Genomic DNA, 11,739 nt, shown 5'->3' with positions numbered 1-11,739 from the left:
CGACAGGCCCAGCTGGTGCAGCTTGACCTTCACCTCGTCGATGGACTTCTGACCGAAGTTGCGGATGTCCAGCAGGTCGGACTCGGTGCGCGACACCAACTCTCCGACGGTGTGCACACCCTCGCGCTTGAGGCAGTTGTATGAGCGGACAGTCAGATCCAGGTCATCTATGGGCAGCGCAAACGAGGCGATGTGGTCGGCCTCGGCCGGCGACGGCCCGATCTCGATGCCCTCGGCTTCGACGTTGAGTTCGCGTGCCAGACCGAACAACTCGACCAACGTCTTACCCGCGGAAGCCAGCGCGTCGCGGGGGGTGATCGAACTCTTGGTCTCCACGTCCAGGATCAGCTTGTCGAAGTCGGTGCGCTGCTCGACACGGGTGGCGTCCACCTTGTAGGTGACCTTGAGCACCGGGGAGTAGATGGAATCGACTGGGATGCGGCCGATTTCGGCACCCGAAGCCCGGTTCTGCACGGCCGGGACGTAACCGCGGCCACGCTCGACGACCAGCTCGACTTCCAGTTTGCCCTTGTCGTTCAGCGTCGCGATGTGCATGCCGGGGTTGTGCACGGTCACGCCGGCCGGCGGAACGATGTCACCCGCGGTGACCTCACCCGGGCCCTGCTTGCGCAGGTACATCGTGACCGGCTCGTCCTCTTCCGAGGACACGACCAAGCCCTTGAGGTTCAAGATGATGTCGGTGACATCTTCTTTGACGCCGGGCACGGTGGTGAACTCGTGCAGCACGCCGTCGATGCGAATGCTGGTGACCGCCGCGCCGGGAATCGACGACAGCAGGGTGCGGCGCAGCGAATTGCCCAGGGTGTAACCGAATCCCGGCTCCAGCGGTTCGATGACGAACTGCGACCGGTTGTCGGTGAGGATTTCCTCGGCCAGTGTGGGGCGCTGTGAGATCAGCATTGGTGTTTCATTTCTCCTTCTCGGCACCCGCTATTTGATGCCGCTTCATTCTTCCGCGGCGACCCGCTGCGCCCGGCTCCGCCGCGCTTGCGATCACCGCGTTCCTGCGCCGGCGGCGCAGGAAACTTTACTTCGAGTAGTACTCGACGATCAGCTGCTCGGTGAGCGGCACGTCGATCTGTGTCCGCTCGGGCAGCTGGTGGATCAGGATGCGCTGACGCTCCCCGACCACCTGCAACCAGCTCGGAAGCGGGCGGTCACCCGCCGTCTCCCGCGCGATCTGGAACGGCACGGTGTTCAGCGACGTGTCCCGCACGTCGATGATGTCGTACTGCGACACCCGGTAGCTCGGGACGTTGACGTGCACGCCGTTGACACTGAAGTGCCCGTGGCTGACGAGCTGGCGCGCCATCCGGCGGGTACGCGCCAGGCCGGCGCGGTACACGACGTTGTCCAGCCGGCTTTCCAGGATCTTCAGCAGTTCCTCACCCGTCTTGCCGGGCTGCCGAACGGCCTCTTCGTAGTAGCGACGGAACTGCTTTTCCATCACGCCGTAGGTGAAGCGGGCCTTCTGCTTCTCCTGCAGCTGCAGGAGATATTCGCTTTCCTTGATCCGGGCGCGGCCGTGCTGGCCGGGCGGGTAGGGACGCTTCTCGAAGGCCTGGTCGCCACCGACGAGGTCGGTGCGTAGCCGGCGCGATTTGCGGGTAACGGGTCCGGTGTAACGAGCCATTGGTAAGTCCTCCTAGCCCCTTCTAGACCCTGCGTCGCTTGGGCGGGCGGACGCCGTTGTGCGGCTGGGGTGTGACGTCGGAGATCGCGCCGACCTCCAGGCCGGCGGCCTGCAGCGACCGGATCGCGGTCTCCCGGCCAGAACCCGGGCCCTTCACGAACACGTCGACCTTGCGCACCCCGTGCTCCTGGGCCTTGCGCGCAGCGTTCTCGGCGGCAAGCTGGGCGGCGAACGGGGTCGATTTCCGGGATCCCTTGAAGCCGACGTGGCCCGACGACGCCCAGGCGATGACGTTGCCCTGCGGGTCGGTGATCGTCACGATCGTGTTGTTGAAGGTGCTCTTGATATGGGCAGCACCGTGCGGGACGTTCTTCTTTTCCCGCCGCCGGGTCTTCTGTCCCTTTTTGGCGGCTGCGGCTTTCTTTGCGGGTGGCATCCGGTTACCTGGCCTTCTTCTTGCCTGCGATGGTGCGCTTGGGGCCTTTACGGGTCCGCGCGTTGGTCTTGGTCCGCTGGCCGCGGACCGGCAGGCCGCGGCGGTGCCGCAGGCCCTGGTAGCAACCGATCTCGATCTTGCGACGAATGTCGGCCTGCACCTCGCGGCGCAGGTCACCCTCCACCTTCAGGTTGGCTTCGATGTAGTCACGCAGATGGGTCAGCTGGTCATCCGTGAGATCCCTGGTGCGCAGATCCTTGTCGATACCAGTGGCCGCCAGGATCTCGTTCGAGCGGGTACGGCCGATGCCGAAGATGTAAGTCAGCGCGATCTCCATCCGCTTGTCGCGCGGCAGATCGACGCCTACTAGTCGAGCCATAGGTGGCGTTTCCTCTTTCTCAGCGGAGGTCTTTTCCCAGTCCGTTCCCGACTAGCTGCGGGGCCCGGCCTCCGTCCGGGCGTGGATGAGCCGGCCCATCTCTCAAGATGCCAGCCGCTCATTGGTGCTGGGAGGTCTGCATTCAGTTGTGTAGGGCAGGGCGGAAGCCCTGACTAGCCTTGATTGTCCGACTCCTCCTCGAGCCGCTTCGCGGCCCGTATCGTCGCCGAACTAGCCTTGCCTCTGCTTGTGGCGCGGGTCGGAGCAGATCACCATGACCCGCCCATGCCGACGGATCACCCTGCACTTGTCACAGATCGGCTTGACGCTCGGGTTCACCTTCACGGCAGTCTCGGTCCTGTTCTTATGGGTGTTCTAGTTACTTGTACCGGTACACGATGCGGCCCCGGGACAGGTCGTAGGGAGACAACTCCACCACCACCCGGTCCTCGGGCAGGATGCGGATGTAGTGCTGCCGCATCTTGCCGCTGATATGGGCGAGAACCTTGTGGCCGTTCTCCAGCTCAATGCGGAACATCGCATTGGGCAGAGGCTCGACCACGCGACCCTCGACCTCGATGGCACCGTCCTTCTTGGCCATTACTTTCCGGCGACCTTCTCTTCCTTCGTCAATACACCTGGTCGGACGCAGCACGCGTCCCGACTACAAAACGTGAGCCGGTGGAGGAAATTCCCGGGAAGAAATTTCAGAACTGGGCACGCCGAGAGTCGGCACGAGACGCCGCACCGTTGTCCCACCTTACTCGCATCGCCGTAGTCGGCGCAAAAATGTGCCGCAGGCTGGGGCTCTGCAGCGTGACCCCTACTTTTGCCGCAGCGCCACGATCTTGTTGTTCTGGCCGGCGACGTAAACCGTGCCGTCGCCGTCGACCGCCAAGCCCCACGGATAGTCCAACCCGGTGAAGGGCAACTCGACTTGTTGAGTCGAGCCGGCGGGAAGTTTCAGCACCTTATTGTTCGAGCTGGTGACGTACACCGCGCCCTCGCTGTCCAGCGTCACACCGCCCGGGTCGCTGAGGCCGACGAAGGGCAACGCGGTTTGACTTGAGCCCGGGGGCAATGACAGCACCCGATGGTTGCCGCCGTCGGCGACATAGAACGTTCCACTGTTGGCCAGCGTCAAACCGGTTGGCGCGCTGAGGCCGGTGAAGGGTATTTCGTACTGCCTGTTGGTGCCCGCCTCCAGGGCAACCACCCGATTCTTGGCGGTGTCGGTGACGTAGACGGTGTGGGCACTGTCCACCGTCAGCCCGGTCGGGTTGCCCAGATCGGTGAAGGCCAGTTGGTTCTGCGTTTTGGCGCCGGCGGGAATGACCACCACCCGCTTGTTGCCGGCGTCGTTGACGTAGACGGCACCGGTGTTGTCTGTGGTCACACCGGTCGGGAAGCTCAGGCCGTCGAACGGGAGCACAGTCGGGGTGGTCGAGCCCGGGGGCAACGACAAGATCTTGTTGTGCAGGGTGTCGGCGACGTACACCGTGCCGCCCTTATCCACCGTCAGCCCTTGCGGCCCATGCAGCCCGGTGAAGGGCAGCGTCGTCTGTCGGGAATCTTCGTGTTTCGGACGGTGATCGCCGAGGACGGCCATGGTCGTAACCACAACGGCGGCGACGGTCAGCAGGGCCGTGCCCGAGATGACGACGCTCTTGCGGCGCCACCACGGCGGAACGGGTCGCTGCCGGGTGGGAGACGACGGCGGCGGTCGGGGCGCAACGGGTGGGCAGTCAGCCAGAGGCTCCCGGCGGGGAGGAACGGCTGGAGGCTCGCGCCGGGTGACGACGTCGGGTTCTTGCCGGGGAACGGCCGGGGGAGGTTCTCGCCGCTGCGCCAAGTCCGCTTTGAACAGCCGCTGCTGGACGGTGTCTGCAGTGGAGGCGTTCTTCGGTGGTGCGTTCTGCGGGGGCGCCGTAACCGGTGGCGGGGGCGGTGGCTGCGGGGGTGGGGGCTGCGGTGGCGCGGCCTGCCTACGGCCGTAGTTCGCAACCCGCGCCGGCGGCATGTGATACGGGCCCGTGGGCTTGCGCGCCTGTTGCGTCGACGGGGGTGTGCTGAGCGCTTCGCGGGCGGCCCGCGCCAACTCCACGGCGCTCTCGAAGCGGTCGGTGGGCTTTTTGGCCATGCCCCTGCCGATGACCGCGTCGAAGCCTCGTGGCAGCGCAGGGTTGATCTTCGACGGCCGCGGCGGCGGACTGACGAGGTGGTTGCCGATCTGCTGCTCCAGGCTGTCGCCGGGGTATGCGTGCTCGGCTGTCAAGCACTCGTAGAGCACACACGCCAACGCGTAGATATCCGAGCGGGCGTCGATCGGAGGGGCGCCGGGCTCCTGGGTTTTGAACCGTTCCGGGGCCATGTAATGGAAGGTCCCGATGACGTCGCCGGCGGTGGTCAATCCGCGCTCGCCCGCCGGGAGGGCGATTCCGAAATCGATCAGGTAGGCGTAGTCGTCCTCGTCGATCAACACGTTGGACGGCTTGACATCCCGGTGCAACAGCCCGACCTTGTGTGCGGACTGCAGAGCCTTGGCGATCTGCTCGACGATGCGCACCGCGCGCGGCGGCGGCAGCGGGCCGGAGTCGAGCATGGACTGTAGGTTTCGGCCCTCGACCAGCCGCATATCCACGAACAGCCGTCCGTCGATTTCCCCGTGGGTGTGAATCGGCACGATGTGCGGACTGTTCAATCGTGCAGCCGCATGTGCTTCGCGACGAAACCGCTGCTGGAACACCTCGTCGCGGGAAATCTCGGCAGGCAGTATCTTGATCGCCACGACCCGGTCGATCACGGTGTCGTGCGCCCGCCACACCTCGCCCATGCCACCGCGACCCAACAACTCGATCAGCTGGTAGGTTCCGAACGAATCTCCCTGCAACGAGCCCTCCCACGGCAACTGCTCAGCACCATAACGCGCCAACAACAATGGTGGCAGGTCTTTACCCGCTGCGGTGAGTCGCCCTGATGCCCGCAACTCGGCTCCATACCGCACGGCCGGCTTATCCGGGCGCTCCGAATTCGCTAATTCACTTGTTGGTCTCACTGAAGTAAGCGCCAATTATTCGGCCGTCCGACAAATCAGGAATAGGGCACGTCAGCCCACAGGTTGGAGCTTTCATGACCGATGCTCACGCCAGCAAGCCCAATCTAGGCCGGTTCGGATCGTTCGGACGCGGCGTAACACCCCAGCAAGCCAAAGAAATCGAGGCCCTCGGCTACGGCGCCGTCTGGGTGGGCGGCTCACCGCCCGCCGAACTGGCCTGGGTGGAGCCCATTCTCGAGGCGACGATGACGTTGCAGGTGGCCACCGGGATCGTGAACATCTGGTCGGCGGCCGCCAAGCCGGTCGCCGAGTCGTTCCACCGGATCGACAACGCATACCCGGGCCGCTTTCTGCTGGGTATCGGCGTCGGCCATCCCGAGGCAACCACCGAATACCGCAAGCCCTATGACGCGCTGACGGAATACCTCGACCAGCTCGACGACTACGGCGTGCCCGCCAACCGCCGCGTGGTCGCGGCGCTGGGTCCGCGGGTCCTCAAACTCTCCGCGCAGCGCAGCGCCGGGGCGCACCCGTACCTGACCACTCCGGAGCACACCGCACAGGCCCGCGAGCTGATCGGCCCGTCGGCGTTTCTGGCGCCCGAACACAAAGTGGTGCTGACCACGGACGCCGACCAGGCCCGGGCCGTCGGACGCAAGGCTCTCGACATCTATCTCAACCTCGCCAACTACCTGAACAGCTGGAAACGCCTGGGCTTCACCGACGACGATGTCGCCCGGCCGGGCAGTGACCGTCTGGTCGACGCGGTGGTCGCCTACGGCACACACGACGCGATCGCGGCCCGGCTCAAAGAGCACCTCGATGCCGGCGCAGACCATGTCGCGGTCCAGGTCCTGACCAAGAATGAGGACCTGGTCCCCGCACTGGCCGAGTTGGCGGGACCACTCGGTCTGAATTCGTGAGCAACGGGTATACCGGTCCGGTGACTGAGTCAGTTTCACTCAAACCCGACTTGGGGCGATTCGGTGTATGGCTGGGCGCGATCACTCCCGAACTGGCGGCGCAGATCGAATCACTGGGCTACGGCGCGGCATGGATCGGGATGTCACCGGCCGCGGAGCTGGCTTGGGCGGAGCCGGCGTTCGCGCAGACCACGTCGTTGCAACTGGCGACCGGGATCGTCAACGTCTGGTCGGCGCCCGCAGCGGCCGTCGCGGAGTCCTATCACCGCATCGAAAGTGCTTACCCGGGAAGGTTTCTGCTCGGTGTCGGGGTGGGTCACGCCGAGCACACCCAGCAGTACCGAAAGCCCTACGAGGCGTTGGTCGGCTACCTCGACGAACTCGACGCCGCGATGGTCCCGACCAGCCGTCGGGTGCTTGCGGCGCTGGGCCCCAAGGTGTTGCGGCTGTCCGCGGAACGCAGCGCCGGCGCTCATCCGTACCTCACCACGCCCGAGCACACGGCCAAGGCGCGCGAGCTGGTGGGGAACTCGGTGTACTTGGCGCCGGAGCACAAGGTGGTGCTCACCACCGACCGCGACGAAGCCCGCGCCGCCGGACGCCAGCTCGTCGACTTCTATCTGGGCCTGAGCAACTACGTGAACAACTGGCTGCGGCTGGGGTTCACCGAGGACGACGTACGCAAGCCGGGCAGCGACAGGCTGATCGACGCGGTGGTGGCCTACGGCACCCCAGCGGCCATCGCCGAACGCCTGGGCGAGCATCTGGACGCCGGCGCCGACCACGTGGCGATCCAGGTGCTGGGCGGCTCGGACCAGGACAACCTGGTGTCGGTGCTGAAGGAACTGGCGGGCCCGTTGTTCGGTTAGGGCTCGGCTAGGGTCTTGACCATGCGGCTGCTGGTCACTGGCGGCGCCGGTTTCATCGGCGCCAATTTCGTGCACAGCACCGTACGGGAGCACCCCGGCGTGGCGGTGACGGTGCTCGACGCGATGACGTACGCCGGCAGGCGCGAGTCGCTGGCCGACGTCGACGACGCCATCCGGCTGGTCGAGGGCGATATCACCGACCTCGAGCTGGTTGACCGGCTGATCGCCGAGTCCGACGCGGTCGTACATTTCGCCGCCGAAAGCCACGTGGACAACGCGCTGGACAACCCCGAGCCGTTCCTGCACACCAACGTGGTCGGGACCTTCACCATCCTGGAGGCGGTACGACGCCACGGCGTGCGGCTACACCACATCTCCACCGACGAGGTCTACGGCGACCTCGAGCTCGATGACCCGCAACGGTTCACCGAATCCACGCCCTACAACCCGTCGAGTCCGTACTCGGCGACCAAAGCGGCCGCCGACATGCTGGTCCGGGCCTGGGTGCGGTCGTACGGGGTCCGCGCGACGATCTCCAACTGCTCCAACAACTACGGCCCCTACCAACACGTCGAGAAGTTCATCCCGCGCCAGATCACCAACGTGCTCACCGGCCGGCGGCCCAAGCTGTACGGCAGCGGCGCCAACGTGCGCGACTGGATCCACGTCGACGACCACAGCAGCGCGGTCTGGCGGATCCTCGACAAGGGCCAGATCGGCCGGACCTACCTCGTCAGCACCGAGGGCGAACGCGACAATCTGACCGTACTGCGGACCCTGCTGAAGATGATGGACCGGGATGCCGACGACTTCGACCACGTCACCGACCGGGTCGGCCACGATCTGCGCTACGCCATCGATCCGACCACACTCTACGACGAATTATGCTGGGCCCCAAAGCATACTGACTTCGACGAGGGTTTGCGCGCGACCATCGACTGGTATCGCGGCAACGAATCCTGGTGGCGTCCGTTGAAGGACGCGGCGGAGGCACGCTACGAAGAACGCGGCCAGTAGATGGAGGTTCGCGAACTCGGCATCGAGGGCGCCTGGGAGATCACCCCCGCCATCCACGGCGATTCCCGCGGGCTCTTCTTCGAATGGCTCACCGACCGCGAATTCAGCGCATTCGCCGGTCACCGACTGGACGTCCGACAAGCAAACTGCTCGGTGTCAGCGGCGGGGGTGCTGCGTGGCCTGCACTTCGCACAACTGCCGCCCAGCCAGGCGAAGTACGTGACCTGCGTGTCCGGCTCGGTGTTCGACGTTGTCGTCGACATCCGGTTGGGTTCACCGACGTTCGGCCGCTGGGCCTCGGTGCTGCTCGATGCCACCGACCGCAAGACGATCTACATCTCCGAAGGCCTGGCGCATGGATTCCTTGCGCTGCAAGATAATTCGACGGTGATGTACCTGTGCTCGTCGGAGTACAACCCGCAGCGCGAGCACACCATCTGCGCCACGGATCCGGCCCTGGCAATCGAGTGGCCACTGGTCGACGGTGCCGGCCCCAGCATGTCAGACCGCGACGCCGCCGCTCCTTCGCTTGAGCAGGTGCGCTCCGCGGGCTTGTTGCCGGACTGGCAGCAGACCCAGGCGTTCATCGACACGTTGCGTCGTACCTGACGGCGCCAGCAGCTTTCATCCACTCGTCGGCACACGGCATCGTCGCGCGTTAAGCCGGGACGATCGTTGGTTGTACGTCGCGGCTGCTGGTCGTGACGCTGATGGCCATGGCGGCACCAAAGCCGTCGTCGACACTCCGTCGTGGGCACTGTCGACGCGGGCGCGCATCCGGCCGCGCTTTCGCTCAGTCCCAGAGGGGACTTGTTGTATATGACGGACTCTCGCGATAGGACAATGACTGTCATTCCGACGGCAGCGATCGACCGCTGAGCCCGCTGATTTTCATGATTCCCGCTGGCGCCAAACAACTCTGGGTGCTAACGCTGACGATTTTCGACACGGCCAGCCGATGCTTGACGGTGTTAGCCGTTACACAGCAGGAGGGCGTGCGTGATGAGAAATAGCTTGGCTGGGCTTTCTGTCGGCATTGCCGCTGCCCTGACCTCCGCGATGCTGATCGCGCCGGCGGTACCGTCTGCGGATTCAGGCGGAGGTCCGGCTACGCGGGGGGTCGCGGCGGTGGCCGTTTTCGGCAACCCCTCTAACCGCGCGGGGGCCCGCTGACCGCGCTGAGCCCGGTATTCGGCTTTAAAGCGATCGACCTGTGCAATGGTGCGGATCCGGTGTGCTCCAGTGGCGGTGACGTCGCGGCGCACCGCGTTTACGTTGAATCTGGAATGGCTACGCAGGCAGCCGAATTCGTCGCCCGCCGGCTGAAGGGCTGAATATGACTCAGCGTCCGGCACGAACGCGATCGAGACAGCGGGAGAGTGACGGCGCAGTAGTCGCGACGTCGCACTGCTCGCCGTCGCCAGCGAACTGCATCCGGCGCAGTAGCTGCTTGACGGGGATGATTCTCGGCGGTTGCCGAGCGGCTCGGCGCCTGCAGTCACGATGCTCTTTCTCGCGCCCCCGGTACGTCTGCTGGCGGCCTACCGTCATGGGTGACGGCTAGACAGCGGATACCGGTGCCGCCCGACGTTGTCGCGCGACTGCGTCCCGGTTCCCGCCTGCGCGGTATGGTTCCTCCAGCAGCAACCTGGGAGGACAAGGCGTTGACGACGGAAACAAGCACCGCCGAGTCAGGCACGGCGCCGGCCCCGCTGCGAGCGGTGGTGGCCGACGACGAAACCCTATTGCGCGAAGGTTTGGCCAGCCTGCTGGACCGCTCCGGCTTCACCGTGGTCGGCCAGGTCGGCAATGCTGTCGAGCTACTGGCGTTGGTGCGCGAAACCAATCCCGATGTGGTGGTGGTGGATATCCGGATGCCGCCCACCCACACCACCGAGGGCCTAGAGGCCGCCCGGGTGATCCGCCAGGAACGGCCGGACACCGGGATTCTGGTGCTCTCTGCGTATGTCGACGTCGAGCATGCGATGGAGCTGTTGGCCAGCGGCGGCGGTATCGGGTACCTACTCAAGAGCCGGGTCACCGATGTCGCAGATTTTGTCGACACCCTGCAGCGGGTAGCAAAAGGCGCGTCGGTGGTCGACCCCGCGGTGGTGCAGGAGCTGGTGTCCGGACGGCGCCGTAACGATCCGCTGGCAGTACTGTCGCCGCGCGAGCTGGAGGTGCTGGGGTTGATGGCCGAGGGCCGCTCCAATGCCGGCATCGCGCGGAGGCTCTGGGTGACTGAGGGCACGGTCGAAAAGCACGTCCGCAGCATTCTCACCAAGCTCGGCCTATCGGAGACCGACGACGATCATCGGCGCGTGCGCGCGGTCATCACCTTTCTCGACTCCCGGTGACCCGCAGGCGAGCGCTGTCAGTGGCGACGACGACTCTGCACACACACCTCACGCCGTCTGTGCCAACTTCTCTGGGATGTGATAGCCCTGGCTCCGAGATGCCTCGGTCAGCAGACGGCGAAGGTGGCGCCGCCCGCGGTGCAGGCGCGACACCACGGTTCCAATAGGCGTTTCCATTACTGCGGCGATTTCCCTGCACGGGAGCCCATGGACGTCCGCGTAGTACACCGTGATGCGGAACTGCTCCGGCAGCGCGCGCATCGCGGCGATAACATCTTGGTCACCAAAGCTTTTCAGCGCTTGATCTTCCGCCGACGGCATTCGCGTGGCCGCATAGGGGGCACCGGTTACCAGTTGTAGATCCGTGATTTCCGCGGCCAGGTGTTGCACTGGGCGCCGCTGATTTTTGCGGCAATTGCTTATGTGAGTGTTGACCAGTATTCGGTGCAGCCAGGCGTGGATGTTGCTGTCTGGCCGGAAGGAGTCAAAGCCGGCAAACGCTTTCGCCAGTGTGTCCTGGACGAGATCTTCGGCGTCGGCGTGATGCCGCGTCATCCGCATCGCCTGCCGGTGCAAGTCGCCGATTAGCGGTGCGACTCGGCGTTCGAACCCGGCTGTTGGGTCCGCGTCGGCAGTTAATTCCACTGGCAGGGTCATGATGCACCTCTCGACGTATCGCGCTGACGGTGCCTGTCTGGCTCCATGGCTTACGATTGCGGCTGGACTGGCCCACGTCTGCACCGCTAACAACCGTCGAAGGTTCCCGTCAGCACCAGTCCGGGCTTTCCAGTTAGCGGTTAGCTGTCAGCAAACGAGCAGCTCAGACCGGCAGTCCGCCTCCCGGCGGGATATTCGACGCCGGCCGAACCTTCCCGACTCGGCAAGTTTTCCTGCTAGCCTGCATGCCATCGGTCCACCGCTACCCCACACTTAACTGGTGAGAGCTGAGCGGACCCGTTGCGTGATTGTCGACGACAATCGCGATTTCCTCGATGCGGCGTCGCAGTTGCTCGAGCATCAGGGCATTCACGTGGTAGCGGTCGCAACTT

The 11,739-nt window shown here is 65.1% G+C and carries 14 protein-coding genes; 6 read left to right on the top strand and 8 right to left on the bottom strand.

Going from position 1 to position 11,739, the window contains the following annotated elements; all coding sequences use genetic code 11:
• The 7 genes from VML93_RS37425 to VML93_RS37395 all read right to left on the bottom strand — a co-directional run.
• Positions 1-921, bottom strand: a 921-nt coding sequence (locus tag VML93_RS37425; RefSeq protein ID WP_325618755.1) for a DNA-directed RNA polymerase subunit alpha, incomplete at its 3' end; no start/stop codon positions are given.
• A gap of 127 nt (positions 922-1,048) precedes the next feature.
• Positions 1,049-1,654 (bottom strand): 30S ribosomal protein S4, encoded by a 606-nt coding sequence (gene rpsD / locus VML93_RS37420; RefSeq protein WP_325618753.1) that lies wholly within the window; start codon positions 1,652-1,654, stop codon positions 1,049-1,051.
• 22 nt (positions 1,655-1,676) lie between these two features.
• Positions 1,677-2,090 carry a 30S ribosomal protein S11 gene (rpsK, locus tag VML93_RS37415; protein ID WP_067378322.1) on the bottom strand — a complete coding sequence of 138 codons (414 nt, stop codon included), beginning with the start codon at positions 2,088-2,090 and terminating at the stop codon, positions 1,677-1,679.
• 4 nt (positions 2,091-2,094) lie between these two features.
• Positions 2,095-2,469: a 30S ribosomal protein S13 gene (gene rpsM / locus VML93_RS37410; protein WP_067235322.1), complete on the bottom strand. Its 375-nt coding sequence runs from the start codon at positions 2,467-2,469 to the stop codon at positions 2,095-2,097.
• A 231-nt stretch (positions 2,470-2,700) separates the two neighbouring features.
• Entirely contained in the window at positions 2,701-2,814 is a 114-nt protein-coding gene (gene rpmJ, locus VML93_RS37405) for a 50S ribosomal protein L36 (RefSeq protein WP_003879483.1), read from the bottom strand.
• Positions 2,815-2,848: 34 nt separating this feature from the next.
• Positions 2,849-3,070 carry a translation initiation factor IF-1 gene (gene infA / locus VML93_RS37400; RefSeq protein ID WP_003418601.1) on the bottom strand — a complete coding sequence of 74 codons (222 nt, stop codon included), beginning with the start codon at positions 3,068-3,070 and terminating at the stop codon, positions 2,849-2,851.
• Positions 3,071-3,292: 222 nt separating this feature from the next.
• Positions 3,293-5,473, bottom strand: coding sequence for a serine/threonine-protein kinase PknD (locus VML93_RS37395; RefSeq protein WP_325618747.1), 2,181 nt, complete (start codon positions 5,471-5,473; stop codon positions 3,293-3,295).
• Between the two features lie 125 nt (positions 5,474-5,598).
• On the opposite strand from VML93_RS37395, the gene VML93_RS37390 reads away from it, so the two are divergent.
• From VML93_RS37390 to VML93_RS37365, 6 genes are all read left to right on the top strand, one after another.
• Positions 5,599-6,447, top strand: coding sequence for an LLM class F420-dependent oxidoreductase (locus VML93_RS37390; protein ID WP_325618745.1), 849 nt, complete (start codon positions 5,599-5,601; stop codon positions 6,445-6,447).
• Between the two features lie 20 nt (positions 6,448-6,467).
• Entirely contained in the window at positions 6,468-7,316 is an 849-nt protein-coding gene (locus tag VML93_RS37385) for an LLM class F420-dependent oxidoreductase (protein WP_325618743.1), read from the top strand.
• Positions 7,317-7,337: 21 nt separating this feature from the next.
• Positions 7,338-8,333: a dTDP-glucose 4,6-dehydratase gene (rfbB, locus tag VML93_RS37380; protein ID WP_325618741.1), complete on the top strand. Its 996-nt coding sequence runs from the start codon at positions 7,338-7,340 to the stop codon at positions 8,331-8,333.
• A complete protein-coding gene (gene rfbC, locus VML93_RS37375; RefSeq protein WP_325618739.1) occupies positions 8,334-8,942 on the top strand; it encodes a dTDP-4-dehydrorhamnose 3,5-epimerase in 609 nt (202 codons plus the stop codon).
• Between the two features lie 560 nt (positions 8,943-9,502).
• Positions 9,503-9,667 (top strand): cutinase family protein, encoded by a 165-nt coding sequence (locus VML93_RS37370; RefSeq protein ID WP_414686551.1) that lies wholly within the window; start codon positions 9,503-9,505, stop codon positions 9,665-9,667.
• 378 nt (positions 9,668-10,045) lie between these two features.
• Positions 10,046-10,690, top strand: coding sequence for a response regulator (locus VML93_RS37365; protein ID WP_414686550.1), 645 nt, complete (start codon positions 10,046-10,048; stop codon positions 10,688-10,690).
• 48 nt (positions 10,691-10,738) lie between these two features.
• Here the strand turns inward: VML93_RS37365 and VML93_RS37360 are convergent, their stop codons facing one another.
• Positions 10,739-11,347, bottom strand: coding sequence for a sigma-70 family RNA polymerase sigma factor (locus VML93_RS37360; protein WP_325618735.1), 609 nt, complete (start codon positions 11,345-11,347; stop codon positions 10,739-10,741).
• Positions 11,348-11,739: the final 392 nt, after the last annotated feature.

This window comes from Mycobacterium sp., assembly GCF_035499775.1.
Classification (GTDB): domain Bacteria; phylum Actinomycetota; class Actinomycetes; order Mycobacteriales; family Mycobacteriaceae; genus Mycobacterium.
The sequence above is the reverse complement of the archived record's forward strand: the minus strand, read 5'-3'. Positions and strand labels throughout refer to the sequence as shown.